This window comes from Microbacterium alkaliflavum (genome assembly GCF_044325405.1).
Classification (GTDB): Bacteria; Actinomycetota; Actinomycetes; order Actinomycetales; family Microbacteriaceae; genus Microbacterium; species Microbacterium alkaliflavum.
On the sequence record NZ_JBIQWL010000001.1, the window covers coordinates 694,892 to 710,161 of the forward strand.

Consider the following 15,270-nt stretch of genomic DNA (forward strand, 5'->3'; position numbering starts at 1 on the left):
GACCGCTTCATGAGGGCAGTCATCGCGGCGGATCGTTCCGCTGTCGCCGCCGGGATCAGGTTGTCGGACGTTGCAGAGCCGGCGCCGGCGATCAACGACGTGCTGGTGGAGGTCCGCGCCTCGGGTTTCGTTCCGGCGGAGTGGGAGTGGCCCTCGACCTGGATCGACCGCTCCGGCCACGAGCGGACGCAGCCGATCATCGGCCACGAGCTCGCCGGCGTGGTCACGGGCCTCGGCTACGGCACGACCGGTCTTTCCCTCGGGCAGCGGGTATTCGGAATCGCGGACTGGCACCGTGACGGGAGCCTGGCTGACTTCGTCGCCGTGGAAGCGCGCAATCTCGCACCGCTTCCCGGTGATATCGACTTCACGCTGGCTGCCAGTTTGCCGATCTCGGGTCTGACGGCGTGGCAGGGGCTGTTCCAGCATGGCCGACTGCAGCCCGGCCAGACTGTGCTCGCCCACGGTGCCGCGGGTGCGGTGGGATCTGTCGTCACGCAATTGGCACGAGAGTTCGGCGCCTACGTGATCGGCACCGGGCGGGCGACGAGTCGGCAGGCGGCCCTCGATTTCGGCGCGCACGAGTTCCTCGACCTCGACAGTGAGGATATCCGCGACATCGGCGGGGTCGACCTGGTCTTCGACGTCATCGGCGGGGACGTCCAGGAGGCTTCCGCGGCGATCATCCGTCCCGGCGGGACCTTGGTGTCGGTCGTCGGCCCGGTAGAAGCCCGCCCGGTTGACGCGACGGTTGTGGATTTCGTCGTCGAGTCCGTTCCGGCGCAGCTGACGCAGATCGTGCAGCGAGTGCGGGACGGACGCCTCCATTCGCACATCGGCACCGTTGCCGCGCTCGAGGATGCCGTCACCGCCCTGAACCCGACGAGCCGGCGAGGCGGGAAGACCGTCATCCGAATGCGGAACTGACCCCGGTGCACGCTTCACGACCGACAGGCGGTCGTTGACCGTTCAGTGACTGCGTCGGCTACGGCCGCTACCCGGCGGGCTTCTCCACCCAAGACACCATGAGATACGGACTGTAGACGAAGACGACCGTGTCACCTTTCCACGGGATCTCGATCAACCCCTTGCCTGCGTCCATGGCCGCCGTGATCTGGGAGCGGACAGCTTCCCACTCGGAAACGTGCGCGAAGCGGAATTTCCGATATGCCGTCTCCGGACCGATGTACAGCGTGACGTCCGATGCCATGAGCGAACCCTATCCATCCGGCCAGGTCAGCGACGAGCGCGACAACCGGTCGGTCGGCGTGCAACCGTTGGTATCGGAAGCCAACGGTCTGAGGCAGTGAAGGATCACGAATGGCGACGGTGACGGTGCGGCCGATGACCCGCACGGAGTTCGACGAGTGGCAGCTCGTCCTCGCCGAGGAGTATGCAGGGGAACAGGTCGAGGCGGGCCGATGGGCGGCGGAAGGAGCGGTTGAACGAGCGCGCGAGGAGAACGCGCAGGCCCTTCCCGACGGACTCGAGACAGAGCGGATGCTGTTGTTCACGGCTGTGGACGCGGCAGGTGAGCCGGTGGGTCGCGCCTGGGTGAGCTTGGATCATCCGCGCGGGGCGCCCGATGTCGCGTTCCTCTACGACATCGAGGTCGTCGAGGCGCGGAGGGGTACGGGTCTCGGACGCGCACTGCTGTCGGCCGTTGAAACAGCAGCCCGGGATGCCGGCGCCAGGGCGCTCGAATTGAACGTCTTCGGCTCCAATCGCCCCGCCATCCTGCTCTACGCCTCAGCGGGGTACGACGTCGTGACGCAGCAGATGCGCAAGGCGCTTTAGCAGGTTGGTCGGCCCGGAAGCCGGACCCGCGCGTTCCCGGGTACGAGCCGCTGCCGTCCGCTTGGCCAGATGCTGCGCGCATCGCGCGGTGTCATCGCCGCGTCCCAGTCAGCGGATGGTCCACCCGCCGTCGACGACCAGCGTCTGACCGGTGATGAGCGACGCTGCGGGAGAGCAGAGAAAGACCACGGCTCCAGCCACTTCCGTTGGCTTGCCGATCCGGTGCAGCGCCGCTATCCGGTCGATGACGTCGGCGCGGAACGTCGGGTCTGACAGCGCCTCGGCCGTGCCGTCGGTTTCGATGAACGTGGGAGCGACCGCATTGACGCGGATGCCCCGGTCGCCCCACTCAACCGCATGGCAGCGCGTCATATGCAGCATCGCTGCCTTTGCGATGCAGTACGACGACTCGCCCGGCAGTGCCACGATGCCTGCTTGCGACGCGACATTCACGATCGCACTCCCGGACGGCATCGAGCGCGCCACGTGCTGCGAGAGGAACAGCGCCGAACGGACGTTCAGCGACCACACCGCATCGAAATCCGCCTCCCTGACGTCGATCGCCGGCGCGTTTATCCCACCGCCGGCGTTGTTGACCAGGATGTCGAACGCGCCATCGTGGGATGCCGCGTCGAGTGCCGCTCGAGCCTCATCAAGCCGAGTGACATCGAGGACGATCGAGGTCGCGGAACCGCCCTCAGCCCGAATCGCTCGGAGTGGTGGTTCCGCGCTTTCCGGATCGCGGACGCCCAGGACGACGTGGGCGCCGGCGGCTGCGAGCGCGTGAGCGATCGCGAGGCCGAGGCCGCGGTTGCCTCCAGTGACCAGAGCTCGCCGCCCGGTCAGATCGAAGTAGTCCATGTCGCTCCTCAGCCATTCGCTCCGGAGGGCGCCGAGTCAGGCCCCTTCCTTCGGTCACTCCGCGCCCGGGCGGCGCGTTCGACATTTCCCTCGTGGACGTACAGCACCCACTCCCATCCCGCTTTCGGTTCGGTGATACGGGGGTCGGAAATCATCCCTCCGTCGCGCAGTCCTTCAACGTAAGCCCGATCTGCGACGATCCGTGCCCGGAGTTCGCCGGCATCGCCGGGGGAGCCGTGCCCGGGCACCACGAAGTCGGCGTCGAGTGCGGCCTGTTCGAGGAGCTGCAGCCCGTCGAGGTAGTCCTGCAAGGGGTCAGGCGCATCGCCGTCCAGGTCCGGCATCGGCACGAGCACATCGGACAGCATGTCGCCCGCTACGAGCACGCGACGCTCCTCGATGAGCAGGGCCGCGTGGCCCTGCGCGTGGCCCTGGTGCTCGAGGATTCGGGTGAGCGGACCATCCCAGGGCACCGTGCTCGCGCCCGCGGGCAGGCCGATCAACATGCCGAACAGGTCCAACGGCACATCGTGCGCGATCTCGGGCGGCAGGCCTTCCGTTACGTGTGCCCGCCAGTCGGGGTCGCCTCGCAGAGCGTCAAGGACGGCGGCGGCCCGAGCGGTGCCGTAGCGGGGCGCCTCGCCGAGGCTCGGGTGCCAGAGCGCGTGGTCCCAGTCCGGATGCGTCGCGAATCCGGCGACGACTTCGAGGCCCAGCGCGCGCACATTCGCCGCAAGATCGATCAGCTCGGCATTGGTGAGGCCGGGGTCGATGACCAGCGCAGCCGCCCCGTCATCCACGACGATCGAGTTGGTCTCGAGACATTCGCTGGTATGCACGCTCACGCCGTCCGCGATCCGAGTCAGCATCAGAGCGCCCGATTCAAGCCGGCGACGACCGCGGCCCCATGCCCGGTCGCCTGGCACCCATCGACATACGCCACCCCAGGAGCATGACCGAGCATCCGTGCCGCCCGCAAGCATTCAGACCGACGGGTCGCCTGTCCGGGCTTGCCACTCGTCGAATCCGCCGGTGAGCACTCGGACGTCGGGATGCCCCGCCGCGCGGAGGATCTCCGCGGCGGCGCGGGCGCGCGGCCCGACCTTGCAATAGACGACGAGAAGCCTCTCCCGCGGGGTGTCGAGGGCGATTCCGGCGGTACGAAGTCGGCTGAGCGGCTCGGACAGCGAGCCCGGAATGCGCGCACTCGCATGCTCGTAGGGCTCTCGGACATCGATGAGCGCGAACGACCTCGACCCGGCACTGCGGTCGTGGAGCGCCTCGCACAGTTCCGGCACGCTGATCTCGTCGGGATCGTGAGGGGCGACGACGCACGAATCCTCCTGTCCATCCGAAGGGGCGACGAGGCGTCGCGCGGGGTCGGGCAAGACGGTCAGTTCCCGCCAGGTGGCGTCGGCGAGATCGAAGATCGAGAGCCGTCCGAGCAGCGACCGGCCTGCTCCCGTGATGAGCTTGACGGCTTCGGCGGCCATCATCGATCCGGCGACGCCGCACAGCATCCCGAGCACTCCCGCCTCCCCGCAGGATGGGGCCGACTCGGGCGGTGGCGCGTCGGGGTAGAGGTCGCGATAAGTCGGTCCGTGGCCGCTCCAGAAGACGCTGACCTGCGCGCCGAATCGGAGGATGGAGCCCCACACGCAGGGCTTGCCGGTCACGGCGGCCGTGTCGGAGACGAGGTAGCGGGTGGCGAAGTTGTCGGCGCCGTCGATGACGAGGTCGTACTGCCCGAAGAGGGCGATCGCGTTGTCGACGGTGAGCCGGATCGGATGGGTCTCGACGTGGACGAGCGGGTTGATCGACGCCAGGGAGTCGCGAGCCGAGTCGACTTTGAGCCGCCAGATGTCCTCGACGCCGTGGACGATCTGCCGCTGCAGATTGCTCGGCTCGACCCGGTCGTCGTCGACGACACCGATCGTGCCGACGCCGGCCGCGGCGAGATAGAGGAGCACGGGCGAGCCGAGGCCGCCGGCGCCGATCACCAGCACGCGCGCGTTCTTCAGCCGTCGCTGCCCCATGATGCCGATCTCCGGCAGCAGGAGGTGCCGCGAGTATCGCTCGACCTCGTCGGGATCCAGCGGGGGACCGGGCCGGACGAGCGGCTGCAGGGTGGTGGTCACAGGTCGGGCCGGCCTTCCATGCTCGATGAGGCGAGCGCTCCCGAGCGCCGCGGGATGCGCCCCGACCGGTGGGCGAGGCGCCCACCGATGACGGCGTGCCGGAACGCCTCGGCCATGCCGACGGGGTCCTGTGCGCGTGTCACGGCAGTCGCCAGCAGCACGGCGTCGCAGCCGAGCTCCATCGCGAACGCGGCGTCGGACGCGGTCCCGATCCCCGCGTCGAGGACGACGGGGACGCCGGCTCGCTCGACGATCATCGCGATGTTGTACGGGTTGAGGATGCCGAGGCCGGTGCCGATGGGAGCGCCGAGCGGCATGACGGCGGCCGCTCCGAGCTCTTCGAGTCGCAGGGCGAGGGCGGGGTCGTCGTTCGTATAGGCGAAGACCACGAATCCCCGGGCGACGAGCTGTTCGGTGGCGGCGGCGAGTTCAGCGCCGTCGGGCAGCAGGGTCTCCTCATCGGCGATCACCTCGAGCTTGATCCAGTTCGTGCCGAGGGCCTCACGCGCCAATTCCGCCGTGAGCACGGCCTCGCGGGCGGTGAGGCATCCGGCTGTGTTGGGCAGCAGCCGGATGCCGGCGTCGTCGATCAGCCGGAAGAGCGAGCCTTCGGTCGACGGAGTGTGGCGGCGCATCGCGACGGTCGTCAGCTGGGTTCCGGATGCCGCGAGGGCGGCGCCGAGCAGCGTGTGGCTGGGGGCGCCGCCGGTGCCCATGATGAGCCGCGACGTGAGGTCGACGCCGTCGATGCGCAGGATGTCGGTGTCCATCGTCATCCTCCCTGAGTGGCGCTGACGACTTCGACCACGTCGCCGTCCGCGAATTCTTCGGCGTCCCAGCCGGCGCGCGGGACGACGACGGCGTTGACGGCCACCGCGATGCCCAGCGTGACTCCGCGGGGGAGTGTCCCGTCCGTCGCGACGCGGACGCCCAGGCGCTCCGCGATGAGGTCGGCGACGGTCTCGGCTGGGCGGGCGACGCGGGGTTCGCCGTTCACGATGATCGTGGTCATCACCACGTCCTCTCTGCCGCGCGCACGGCGGCGTGTTCTGGTGCGAATCGGTCGGGGCGGAACGCGTCCCCGCGGTCGTCTGCATGCCCGTCGATGAGGCCGACGGCGATGTCCGCGGCGATGGGGGCGAGGAGCACGCCGTGGCGGAAGAATCCGGTGGCCACGAGGAGCCCTGCGATGTCGGCGTCGTCCCGGCCGCGCACTCTGCCGAGGAGGGGAGCGTTGTCGGGTGTCGCGGGACGGGCCCGCGCGATCGCCTCGAGGAGGTCGAGCTCGGCGACGGCGGGCAGCACCTCCTGCGCGTCGCGGAGGAGGCGCTGCACGGCGCCTGCCGAGACGGCCGCCCGGCCGTCCTCGCGCTGGGTCGCACCGATGACGAGGGTGCCGTCGGTGCGCGGCACGAGGTAGACGCTCTCCCCGTGGACCAGTGCGCGCACCGTCGTGCAGAGCAGGGGGCGCAGGGCATCGGGCACGCTCAGCCGGAGGATGTCGCCGTGCACCGCTCGCAGGGGCAGTGCGAGCCGTTCCGGAAGTGCTCCGATCGTCGCCGCACCGAGGCCGTTCGCGAGCACGACCTCGCCGGCGGCGATGCTCGTCCCATCGGACAGTCCTACGCCGACGACCCGCGACTGCCGGTCGGAGGGATCGCCGTGCAGAAGCCGGATCGCGCGTTCGCGGATGAACCCTCCTCTCCCGAGCCCTTCGACGAGTCGCGCCGACAGCATCCGGGGATCGACCTGGTGGTCACCGCCCACGCGATAGGCGCACGTCATCCGCGGGCCCAGCAGCGGTTCGCGGGTGCGCGCCGCTCCGGTCGTGATCGGTTCCGTGTCGAGGCCCGCCCGGCGGTGCGCGGCGTGCAGGTCGGCGAGCGCCTGCCGGTCGCCGTGGTCGACGCCGACGAGCATCGTCTCGCTGCGGAGGTACCCGGCATCCGCTTCCCTCATCGTGAGGTCCTTCACGAACGCGGGATAGCGTGCCGCCGAGGCGAGCATGAGCGGCAGGAGATGTGCCTCCTGAGCGTGGAACTCGCTCACCGGCGCGAGCATCCCCGCGGCGGCGAACGTCGCACCCTGTGCAGGGGAGGGGTCGATCACGAGCGCCGACCGGCCGGTCTGCGCCGCACGCCACGCGATGCTGAGCCCGACGATCCCGCCCCCGACCACGACGACATCGGCCGACCTCTCGGAGCGGCCGCGCGGCATGACCATCGCAGGCGCCTAGCTGCGGCCGAGGGTCGGCATGGGCAGGTAGACCTGCCCGCCTGACGCGGTGAACTCCGCGGATTTCTGCGCCATGCCGGCGGTGCGCTGCTGCTCGGCGGTGGCGCCGAACTGGTCGCGGATGTCCTGCGAGATGCGCATCGAGCAGAACTTCGGCCCGCACATCGAGCAGAAATGCGCCGTCTTCGCCGGCTCTGCCGGCAGTGTCTCGTCGTGGAACTCCTCCGCCGTGATCGGGTCGAGCGACAATGCGAACTGGTCGCGCCAGCGGAACTCGAACCGCGCTTTCGACAGCGCGTCATCCCGCAGGCGCGCGCCGGGATGCCCCTTGGCGAGGTCGGCGGCGTGTGCGGCGATCTTGTAGGTGATCACGCCCGTCTTGACGTCGTCGCGGTTCGGCAGTCCGAGGTGCTCCTTCGGGGTCACGTAGCAGAGCATGGCCGTGCCGTAGCGGGCGATCTCGGTCGCCCCGATGGCGGAGGTGATGTGGTCGTATCCGGGTGCGACATCGGTCACGAGGGGGCCGAGCGTGTAGAACGGGGCGCCTTCGCACAGCTCCTGCTGGCGCTCGACGTTCTCGCGCACGAGGTGGAACGGCACGTGGCCGGGCCCCTCGACCATGACCTGCACGTCGTACTCCCACGCCCGCTTGGTCAGCTCGGCGAGCGTGTCGAGCTCTGCGAACTGCGCCGCGTCGTTGGCGTCGGCGATCGACCCGGGGCGCAGCCCGTCGCCCAGCGAGAACGCGACGTCGTATTGCGCGAAGATCTCGCAGAGCTCGTCGAAGTGCGTGTAGAGGAAGTTCTCCCGATGATGGGCGAGACACCAGCCGGCCATGATCGACCCGCCCCGGGAGACGATCCCCGTGACCCGCTCCGCCGTCAGCGGCACGTAGCGAAGCAGCACGCCCGCATGCACGGTCATGTAGTCCACGCCCTGCTCGCACTGCTCGATGACGGTGTCGCGGTACACGTCCCAGGTCAGCGCGGAGGCATCCCCGTTCACTTTCTCCAGCGCCTGGTAGATCGGCACCGTCCCGATCGGGACGGGGGAGTTGCGCACGATCCACTCACGAGTGGTGTGGATGTCGTCGCCCGTCGAGAGGTCCATCACGGTGTCGGCACCCCACGTGGTGGCCCACTGCAGCTTCGAGACCTCCTCGGCGATCGAGCTCGTCACGGCGGAGTTGCCGATGTTGGCGTTGATCTTCACCAGGAAGGCCTTGCCGATGATCATCGGCTCGGACTCGGGGTGGTTCACGTTGTTCGGGATGATCGCCCGCCCCGCCGCGACCTCCGAGCGCACGAGCTCGACGTCGCAGTTCTCGCGCAGCGCGACGAACCGCATCTCCGGGGTGATGACCCCGTCGCGGGCGTAGCGCATCTGCGTGACAGTGCGACCGGGAAGGGCGCGGCGTGGGGGCCGTTTCGCGCCCTGCCAATCGGCGGATGCCTCGCCGCGACGCATCGCGGAACGCCCGTCGTCCTCGAGGTTCCGCTCCCGACCGACATAGGTCTCCGTGTCGCCACGGGCCGTGATCCACTGCTCGCGCAGCGGGGGGAGGCCGCGGACCGGGTCGCTGCCCGGACCCTCGGTGCGATATACGGTGACCTGCGCGTTCGCCGAGCCGTCCGGCGACGGCTGGAGATCGATCCGGCTGACCGGCACGTGGATGTCGTGATCCGCGTCGTGCAGGTGTGCAAGAGGGCGCGCAGAATGGACAGATTCCATGGAGAGACTCCGACTTCCTTCGCCGGCATTACCCGGACAGGTTCGAACGGTCACAGGCCGCGTCAGCCTGATCTCAGCCCTTGCGAGGGCCCCCGTGTGGATATCCGAAACCATACAACACCCGGCGCGCAGCGCCGTCCGAAGACGACCCGCAATCGGGCGGCGGGCGGAGTCGTCCCGCCCCACGCGGATTGCGTGAGGTGGCTCCGAAGACCGTCAGCGGATCGAGGCGAAGTAGCGGTTCGCTGAGTTGGTGTAGAGCATCGCGAGGCCGATGAGGGGCAGGATGCTGCCGCCCAGCGCGCTCCAGATCGTTCCGGCGCCGAGGATCGAGATGATCTCGAGCACGATCGTGAGGCCGAAGACGAGCGCCGCGAGGGTCCGTGCGGCCGGGTTGCCCTTCCAGAGGCCGACACCGACGGCGAGTGTGATGATGCCGACGACGAGCGAGATCCAGCCCACGATCGCAGGCCAGGTGATGAAGAGGCCGCCGAGGATGTCGAAGATCGACGCGATGATCTGGAAGAAGCCTGACAGCCAGGCGATGATCGCGACGATGGTGACGCCGAGGGGACGGTTGATCATGGCGGGCTCGCTTCCAATCCTGAGGTGTACCGCCGATGCTAGCCCCGGCGGGTGAACCGGTACCGCGCCGATCGAGGTCAGCCCACGCGCGCCCGGAAGTGGGCAACGTCACCGTTCCGGGAGATTTTCGCCGCCCGATGTAGAGATCGCCGGGGTCGGTTCCGTCTCCTATCCGAAGCGGTCAGAATGGGCCGCACCGAACGGAGGCTGTGATGGCCAAGTATCTGATGCTCAAGCACTATCGAGGCGGACGTCCCGCGGTGAACGAGGTCCCGATGGACCAGCTCACGCCGGACGAGTGGGCCGCGCACATCCAGTACATGCAGGACATGGAGCAGCGACTCCTCGCGTCGGGCGAATTGGTCTCCTCGGAGGGTCTCTCGATGGGAGGCGCCTGGGTCCGCTTCGATGGCGAAGGGCGCCCGCCGGTCGTCGACGGTCCGTTCGCCGAGACGAAGGATCTCATCGCGGGGTGGATGCTCATCGAAGTCGACTCCTACCAGCGGGCCCTCGACCTCGCCTCCGAGCTGTCGGCGGCGCCGTGGGCGGGTGGCACGCCTCTGGGCGAGTGGCTCGAGCTGCGTGAGGTCATGAGCGCGCCGCCCGCCGACGCCGGATGACGGCGACGGATGCGACGGCGCTCCGCCGCGCGATCCCCGAGGTCGTCGGCATCCTCGTCCGGCGCGGCGCGGACTTCGCGTCGGCCGAGGATGCGGTCCAGACCGCCCTGGTGCGCGCGCTCGAGCGCTCGGTCATCGACGGAGTGCGCGACATTCGAGCGTGGCTCGTCACGGTCGCATGGCGTGCGTTCCTCGACCAGATGCGCAGCGATACGGCGCGCGCCGCCAGGGAGGAGCGGCTCGCGGAGGAGCCCGAACCCGGCCTCGTCCCGCAGCATGACGACACGCTCGGGCTCTACTTCCTGTGCACGCATCCGGTCCTCACCTCGACGTCGGCGATCGCGCTCACGCTGCGGGCGGTCGCCGGCCTGACGACGCGGCAGATCGCGGACGCCTTCCTGGTGCCGGAGGCGACGATGGCGCAGCGCATCGGTCGCGCGAAGCAGCGGCTCGTCGGCATCCCGCTCGACCAGCCGGGTGACCTGTCCCGCGTGATGCGGGTGCTCTATCTGCTGTTCAACGAGGGCTACTCCGGCGAAATCGACATCGCCGCCGAGGCGATCCGGGTGACGCGTCAGCTCGCCGCTCTCACCGACGAGCCCGAGGTCGCCGGGCTGCTCGCGCTCATGCTGCTGCACCATGCGCGACAGCCGGCCCGCGTGATCGGCGGGCGACTCGTGCCGCTCATCGAGCAGGAACGCACCCTCTGGGATGTCGATGCGATCGCGGAGGGAGTCGCCATCCTGCAGTCGGCGCTCGCGCGCGATCAGCTGGGGCAGTACCAGGCGCAGGCTGCGATCGCAGCCCTGCATGCCGATGCGCCGACAGCCGCCGAGACGGACTGGCTGCAGATCGTCGAATGGTACGACGAGCTACTCGGCTTCGGGGATTCGCCGGTCATCCGGCTGAATCGAGCGGTCGCGATCGGCGAGGCAGACGGTCCGCGCGCGGGTCTCGCCGCCCTCGACGCCGTGGGCGACGACGTGCCGCGGTACCACGCCGCACTCGCCTACCTTCACGAACGGGCAGGGGAAACGGATGCCGCGGCCACCGAGTACGCGGAGGCCGCACGGCGCGCGACCAGCGTCCTCGAACAACAGCACCTTCTGCGCCAGGCGGACCGCCTGCGCCCGGGTCACCCCGCGGACTGAGCCCAGCCGCCTTCCGATCGCATGCGAGAGCCCGCGCAGTCACGGTGAACGTGCTCGTTCCCGGCTTCGTGAAGACACCGCTCAGCTGAACTGGCGCGTTTCCGCGTGCGCGCTCCGCTAGCGTGGACGCATCGCGTACACGAGGACGGCAGGTGGATCGTTGGACGAAGACCGATCGCGCGACCGCGTTCAGAGCATCGAGCGCGGCGTCGCCGTACTGCGCGCGTTCGAAGGCCGCGATGCGGCCCTGCGCGCTTCCGACATCGCGGCGCGCGTCGCGCTGCCGCGGCCGGTCGTGCGACGCATCCTGCTCACGTTCGAGCACATCGGCTACGTCCAGTTCCGCAACGGCCTGTGGAGCCTCACCCCGCGCATCCTCGAGCTGAGCGCCGGCTACTTCGCCTCCGCATCGCTGCCCGAGGTCGCGTATCCGATCATGAGCGAAGTGGTCGAGCGGACGGGCGAGACCTGCAGCGTCGGAGTGCTCGACGCAGGCGAGATCATCCACGTCGCCCGGGTCGAGGAGAGCCGCCCCCTCGTGCCCGACGCCGTGCGCGTCGGGACGAGGCTCCCCGCGCACGCGACGGCGATCGGGAAGGCACTGCTGGCGGTGGAGACGGATGCCGCGCTCGCGGCGTACTTCCACGACGCGAAGCTCGAGGAGTACACGCCGCGCACGATCACGACCGAGCCCGCCCTGCGGGCGCGGCTCGACATCGTCCGCGCGCGCGGCTACGACGTGTCGATCGAGGAGCTCGTGCCGGGGATGGTCGCCGCCGCGGTGCCGATCATGATGGGCAAGGTCGCCGTCGGTGGCCTCACGGTCTCGTCGACGACGGTGCGGGAGGACGAGGCATCCCTCGTCTCGCGCATCATCCCCGTTCTGCGGGAGGCGGCGCAGCGCATCGGGCAGACCTACCGGTCGGTCAATCCGCAGCTGTACCGCGCGGCGGACGTCAGCTGACGGCGGCCGCGCGGGGCGCCGTGACCACGTCGGGCGCGAGGTCGTTGCCGAGGTAGGCACCCGCGGCCACGAGGCGCGCCTGCAGCAGCGTCACGTCGACGTCAGCCGCCGTGGTGCCGGCGGAGAGGGCGAGGTCGGCGGCGATGCCCGCGGCCTGCCCCATGACGAAGCACGGGCCCGTGACACGGCCCGCGGACTGGCCGAGCTGCGTCATCGAGGCGCAGCGTCCCGCGACGAGGAGGTTGTCGACCCCCTGCGGCAGGAGGATGCGGTAGGGGAGTTGGTTGAAGCCTCGCGAGTCGGCAGCGCGCGGGAAGCGGAACTCGACGTCTCCGGCGACGTGCGCCTCGACCATCCACCCGTTGACGCCGATCGTGTCGTCGAAGTCGACGCCGTCGAGCACGTCGTCCTCGGTCAGCTGGTAGGGCCCGACGACCCGGCGCGTCTCGCGTATGCCGATCTGCGGGGCGATGTCGACGACGTACGCGTCCTCGAATCCGGGCGTGTTCTCGCGGATGAAGGCGAATGTGTCCTTCACCTGCTGCCGGCCCTGCAGCTCGCCGCGCGTGAGCTGGCGGACGTCGGTGCCGTCGATCGCGGAGCCGTCCTCGTTGCTGAGCTGCGTGAGGTTGGAGCGCCACTCGAGCGGATTGCGCTGGGGCCGCACGATCGGCTTCTTCCGCGGGAACCGGTGGGTGCCGGCGGCCTCGGCCGCCTCCATGGCGCGGCGGATCGTGCGCCACGCTTCGCCGGCCTTCTGATGGTCGACCCCGTTGATGCGGAACATGAGCGACGGGTACAGCAGGTGCTCGGCGAGCTCGAACGGCGCGCCGGCCCACGCGGCGACGTCGGCGTCGCCCGAGCCGTCGATGAAGAAGCGCCCGCGGACGGCCGCGCGGCCGGACTTCGACTCGACGACCACGGCGTCGATGGTCGCGTCGTCGGCCAGCACGACGTCGACGACCGATGCGTGGAACAGGATCTCGCCGCCGCCGGCGAGCACGAGCTCGTCCGCTGCGATCTTGTAGGCCGAGATGTCGAAGGCCTGCGCCTGGATGCGGTCCTCGACGGACAGGTGCGGCTCGTTGAGCCCGTCGAGTGCGGCCAGACGGTCGTAGAGCTCGTCGGCGTAGCCGTGCACGACGAGGCGGTGCTCGCCGTGCACGCGCGCGTGCAGGCCGCAGAACGTGCTGAGCCCGCCCATCGTGCCGGCGCCGCCGAGGAAGCCGTAGCGCTCGATGAGCAGCGTCGAGCGGCCGGCGCGCGAGGCGGCGGTCGCGGCCATGATGCCGGAGGGGCCGCCACCGATGACGACGACGTCGTACTCGCCGTAGACCGGCACGTCGCGCGCGGGCAGGTGGATCGTGGCGGAGTTCATCGCCCCGCCGCCGATGCCTCGAGGGACGCGTCGTCGGCGACCCGCTGGCACGGGCCCGCCGAGCGGGCGCACAGCACGGCGCCGCAGCCCAGCGGCTGGACGAGCTGCTCGTACTGGTCGAGCATGCCACCGCCCGTGTCGCGGTCGGCCGGTGGCACGAAACGCGGGCGCGCGGCGAGCTCGGCGGGGTCGACGAGGAGGTCGAGGCGCCCAGTCTCCAGGTCGATGTCGACGACGTCGTCGTCGCGGATGCGTCCGAGCGGGCCGTCGGCGGCTGCCTCGGGTGAGACCTCGCCGACCGTCATGCCCTGATTCACGAGGCCGCTGAACTGCCCGTCGGTCACGAGCGCGACGCTGTGCGCGAGGCCCCGCGCGTGCAGGGCGAAGATGAACGCGCTCGTGAGCCCGAGTCCCGGGGCACCCGTGACACCGATGCCGCGGATGACGGCGACGTCGCCCTCGCGGAGGCGCCCGCTGGAGATCCCGGCGATCGCCTCCTCGCGGTTGCCGAAGACGCGCGCCGGGCCCGTGAAGCGCCGCGGACCGGGGTCGGGCACGGGGCGTTTGGCGACCGCGCCCCCGGGGGCGAGGCTGCCGCGCAGCACCGCGATGGCGGGGTCGGTCCCGAACGGGGCGTCGAGCGTGCGGATGACGTCGCCGTCGGGCTTGCGGGCGGCCAGGAGGTCGTCGGCGAGCGTCCCGCCGTTCACCGTGAGCCGCGTGCCGTCGAGGATGGGCAGGAGAGACCGGAGCATCGTCGCGGCGCCGCCGGCGTCCTCGAACTCCTCGACGAGCCGTGGGCCGTTGGGGCGGACGGAGGCGAGCAGCGGCGTCGACGCGCCGAGCGTGCGGAACTCGTCCCAGACGTCGATGTCGAGTCCCGACTCGACGGCGATCGCCTGCAGGTGCTTGATCGTGTTGATCGATCCGCCGACCGCGAGCATGGCGCGCACGGCGTTGCGGACCGAGCCGTCGGTGATGATGTCGCGGGGCCGCACGTCGCGTTCGACGAGCGCCACGATCGCGGCGGCCGAGCGGCGCACCGAATCCCACATGCGCGGGCTGTTCGCCCGCACGGGAGCCGCGCCCGCCACGGCCATGCCGAGCGCCTCGGCCAGGACGTGCATCGAGTTGGCGGTCGCCATGCCCGCGCAGACGCCGGGACCCAGGATCGCGTCGTCGGCGAGCTCCTCGAGGTCGTCGACGGGCTCGCCCGTCACGGCGGCCTTGGCAGCGAGGAGGAAGACCTCCTCGACGTCGGCTTCACGGCCCTCCGCCAGTCCGCTGTGCTGGTAGCCGCACGGCACGACGACGGTGGGGAGGTTGAGCCGGCCCGCGGCCATGAGGTGGGCGGGGGTCGTTTTGTCGCAGGAGCTCAGGCAGATCATCGCGTCGAGCTGAGCGCCCTCGACAGCCGCCTCGATGTCGTCGACGATGAGGTCGCGGCTGGGCAGGATGTAGCGGCCCGCTCGGCCGGCGCTCGTCACGAAATCGCTCGGCGCGGTCGTGCGGATCTCGAACGGGAGCACGCCGAGCGCGCGGAGCTCGTCCTTCAGGACGTCCGCGATCTCGTCGAGATGCGCGTAGCACGCGGCGAGCTCCGACGACGTGTTGACGATCGCGATCTTCGGCTTGGTGAGGTCCTCGGCCGCGATGCCGAGCGAGCGCCATTGCGCGCGCCGCGCGATGCCGAGGGCGGAGGTGGGGGGCAGGTTGCTGCGCAGCGCGGGCATCGTCGTCTCGTCTCGCTCGAATCGTCGTCGCGCACGGCGGACCGACGCGCGGACTCATCGTACGCATCGCGATCGGG

16 protein-coding genes and 1 riboswitch are annotated in these 15,270 nt (G+C 70.2%); of the genes, 5 read left to right on the forward strand and 11 right to left on the reverse strand.

Annotated elements, in window-relative coordinates:
- Positions 1–9 precede the first annotated feature (9 nt).
- Positions 10–927, forward strand: coding sequence for an NADP-dependent oxidoreductase (locus tag ACH3VR_RS02970; protein WP_396639257.1), 918 nt, complete (start codon positions 10–12; stop codon positions 925–927).
- Positions 928–994: 67 nt separating this feature from the next.
- Here ACH3VR_RS02970 and ACH3VR_RS02975 read toward each other — a convergent pair whose 3' ends face one another.
- A complete protein-coding gene (locus tag ACH3VR_RS02975) occupies positions 995–1,210 on the reverse strand; it encodes a hypothetical protein (protein WP_396639258.1) in 216 nt (71 codons plus the stop codon).
- A 110-nt stretch (positions 1,211–1,320) separates the two neighbouring features.
- On the opposite strand from ACH3VR_RS02975, the gene ACH3VR_RS02980 reads away from it, so the two are divergent.
- The gene (locus ACH3VR_RS02980) at positions 1,321–1,797 is read left to right on the forward strand and encodes a GNAT family N-acetyltransferase (protein WP_396639259.1); all 477 of its coding nucleotides are present in this window, start codon (positions 1,321–1,323) and stop codon (positions 1,795–1,797) included.
- 108 nt (positions 1,798–1,905) lie between these two features.
- Here the strand turns inward: ACH3VR_RS02980 and ACH3VR_RS02985 are convergent, their stop codons facing one another.
- From ACH3VR_RS02985 to ACH3VR_RS03020, 8 genes are all read right to left on the reverse strand, one after another.
- A complete protein-coding gene (locus ACH3VR_RS02985; protein ID WP_396639260.1) occupies positions 1,906–2,658 on the reverse strand; it encodes an SDR family NAD(P)-dependent oxidoreductase in 753 nt (250 codons plus the stop codon).
- Between the two features lie 8 nt (positions 2,659–2,666).
- On the reverse strand, positions 2,667–3,527 hold the full coding sequence (locus tag ACH3VR_RS02990) for an MBL fold metallo-hydrolase (RefSeq protein ID WP_396639261.1): 861 nt from the start codon (positions 3,525–3,527) through the stop codon (positions 2,667–2,669).
- 114 nt (positions 3,528–3,641) lie between these two features.
- Positions 3,642–4,796 carry a ThiF family adenylyltransferase gene (locus ACH3VR_RS02995; protein ID WP_396639262.1) on the reverse strand — a complete coding sequence of 385 codons (1,155 nt, stop codon included), beginning with the start codon at positions 4,794–4,796 and terminating at the stop codon, positions 3,642–3,644.
- On the reverse strand, positions 4,793–5,566 hold the full coding sequence (locus ACH3VR_RS03000) for a thiazole synthase (RefSeq protein ID WP_396639263.1): 774 nt from the start codon (positions 5,564–5,566) through the stop codon (positions 4,793–4,795). Before ACH3VR_RS03000 ends, ACH3VR_RS02995 begins: the two co-directional genes overlap by 4 nt.
- A gap of 2 nt (positions 5,567–5,568) precedes the next feature.
- Positions 5,569–5,808, reverse strand: a complete 240-nt coding sequence (gene thiS / locus ACH3VR_RS03005) for a sulfur carrier protein ThiS (RefSeq protein WP_396639264.1) — start codon at positions 5,806–5,808, stop codon at positions 5,569–5,571.
- Positions 5,808–7,019 carry a glycine oxidase ThiO gene (gene thiO, locus ACH3VR_RS03010; protein ID WP_396639265.1) on the reverse strand — a complete coding sequence of 404 codons (1,212 nt, stop codon included), beginning with the start codon at positions 7,017–7,019 and terminating at the stop codon, positions 5,808–5,810. The genes thiS and thiO overlap by 1 nt, the downstream gene beginning before the upstream one ends.
- Before the next feature lie 9 nt (positions 7,020–7,028).
- Positions 7,029–8,762, reverse strand: coding sequence for a phosphomethylpyrimidine synthase ThiC (gene thiC / locus ACH3VR_RS03015; RefSeq protein ID WP_396639266.1), 1,734 nt, complete (start codon positions 8,760–8,762; stop codon positions 7,029–7,031).
- A riboswitch (TPP riboswitch) is annotated at positions 8,760–8,868 on the reverse strand. It overlaps the preceding gene by 3 nt.
- 110 nt (positions 8,869–8,978) lie before the next feature.
- Positions 8,979–9,347: a hypothetical protein gene (locus ACH3VR_RS03020; RefSeq protein WP_396639267.1), complete on the reverse strand. Its 369-nt coding sequence runs from the start codon at positions 9,345–9,347 to the stop codon at positions 8,979–8,981.
- 212 nt (positions 9,348–9,559) lie between these two features.
- Between ACH3VR_RS03020 and ACH3VR_RS03025 the strand changes: the two genes are divergently transcribed.
- From ACH3VR_RS03025 to ACH3VR_RS03035, 3 genes are all read left to right on the forward strand, one after another.
- Complete coding sequence (locus ACH3VR_RS03025; protein WP_396639268.1) at positions 9,560–9,967, forward strand: YciI family protein; 408 nt, start codon at positions 9,560–9,562, stop codon at positions 9,965–9,967.
- Positions 9,964–11,118, forward strand: coding sequence for an RNA polymerase sigma factor (locus tag ACH3VR_RS03030; protein ID WP_396639269.1), 1,155 nt, complete (start codon positions 9,964–9,966; stop codon positions 11,116–11,118). The genes ACH3VR_RS03025 and ACH3VR_RS03030 overlap by 4 nt, the downstream gene beginning before the upstream one ends.
- Before the next feature lie 160 nt (positions 11,119–11,278).
- The gene (locus ACH3VR_RS03035) at positions 11,279–12,082 is read left to right on the forward strand and encodes an IclR family transcriptional regulator domain-containing protein (protein WP_396639270.1); all 804 of its coding nucleotides are present in this window, start codon (positions 11,279–11,281) and stop codon (positions 12,080–12,082) included.
- On the opposite strand, the gene ACH3VR_RS03040 is transcribed toward ACH3VR_RS03035, so the two are convergent.
- Both ACH3VR_RS03040 and ACH3VR_RS03045 read right to left on the reverse strand, forming a co-directional pair.
- A complete protein-coding gene (locus tag ACH3VR_RS03040) occupies positions 12,075–13,460 on the reverse strand; it encodes an FAD-dependent oxidoreductase (RefSeq protein WP_396639271.1) in 1,386 nt (461 codons plus the stop codon). The two genes, ACH3VR_RS03035 and ACH3VR_RS03040, sit on opposite strands and share 8 nt — an antisense overlap.
- Positions 13,457–15,193 carry a dihydroxy-acid dehydratase domain-containing protein gene (locus ACH3VR_RS03045; protein WP_396639272.1) on the reverse strand — a complete coding sequence of 579 codons (1,737 nt, stop codon included), beginning with the start codon at positions 15,191–15,193 and terminating at the stop codon, positions 13,457–13,459. The genes ACH3VR_RS03040 and ACH3VR_RS03045 overlap by 4 nt, the downstream gene beginning before the upstream one ends.
- Positions 15,194–15,270: the final 77 nt, after the last annotated feature.

Excerpts from the sequence above, each read along its gene's own strand:
- ACH3VR_RS02985 (WP_396639260.1), bottom strand. The coding sequence starts at position 2,658 with ATGGACTACTTCGATCTGACCGGGCGGCGAGCTCTGGTCACTGGAGGC.
- ACH3VR_RS03045 (WP_396639272.1), bottom strand. The coding sequence starts at position 15,193 with ATGCCCGCGCTGCGCAGCAACCTGCCCCCCACCTCCGCCCTCGGCATC.
- ACH3VR_RS03040 (WP_396639271.1), bottom strand. The coding sequence starts at position 13,460 with ATGAACTCCGCCACGATCCACCTGCCCGCGCGCGACGTGCCGGTCTAC.
- ACH3VR_RS02980 (WP_396639259.1), top strand. The coding sequence starts at position 1,321 with ATGGCGACGGTGACGGTGCGGCCGATGACCCGCACGGAGTTCGACGAG.
- ACH3VR_RS02990 (WP_396639261.1), bottom strand. The coding sequence starts at position 3,527 with ATGCTGACTCGGATCGCGGACGGCGTGAGCGTGCATACCAGCGAATGT.
- ACH3VR_RS02970 (WP_396639257.1), top strand. The coding sequence starts at position 10 with ATGAGGGCAGTCATCGCGGCGGATCGTTCCGCTGTCGCCGCCGGGATC.
- ACH3VR_RS03000 (WP_396639263.1), bottom strand. The coding sequence starts at position 5,566 with ATGGACACCGACATCCTGCGCATCGACGGCGTCGACCTCACGTCGCGG.
- thiC (WP_396639266.1), bottom strand. The coding sequence starts at position 8,762 with ATGGAATCTGTCCATTCTGCGCGCCCTCTTGCACACCTGCACGACGCG.
- thiO (WP_396639265.1), bottom strand. The coding sequence starts at position 7,019 with ATGGTCATGCCGCGCGGCCGCTCCGAGAGGTCGGCCGATGTCGTCGTG.
- thiS (WP_396639264.1), bottom strand. The coding sequence starts at position 5,808 with ATGACCACGATCATCGTGAACGGCGAACCCCGCGTCGCCCGCCCAGCC.
- ACH3VR_RS03020 (WP_396639267.1), bottom strand. The coding sequence starts at position 9,347 with ATGATCAACCGTCCCCTCGGCGTCACCATCGTCGCGATCATCGCCTGG.
- ACH3VR_RS02975 (WP_396639258.1), bottom strand. The coding sequence starts at position 1,210 with ATGGCATCGGACGTCACGCTGTACATCGGTCCGGAGACGGCATATCGG.
- ACH3VR_RS03025 (WP_396639268.1), top strand. The coding sequence starts at position 9,560 with ATGGCCAAGTATCTGATGCTCAAGCACTATCGAGGCGGACGTCCCGCG.
- ACH3VR_RS03030 (WP_396639269.1), top strand. The coding sequence starts at position 9,964 with ATGACGGCGACGGATGCGACGGCGCTCCGCCGCGCGATCCCCGAGGTC.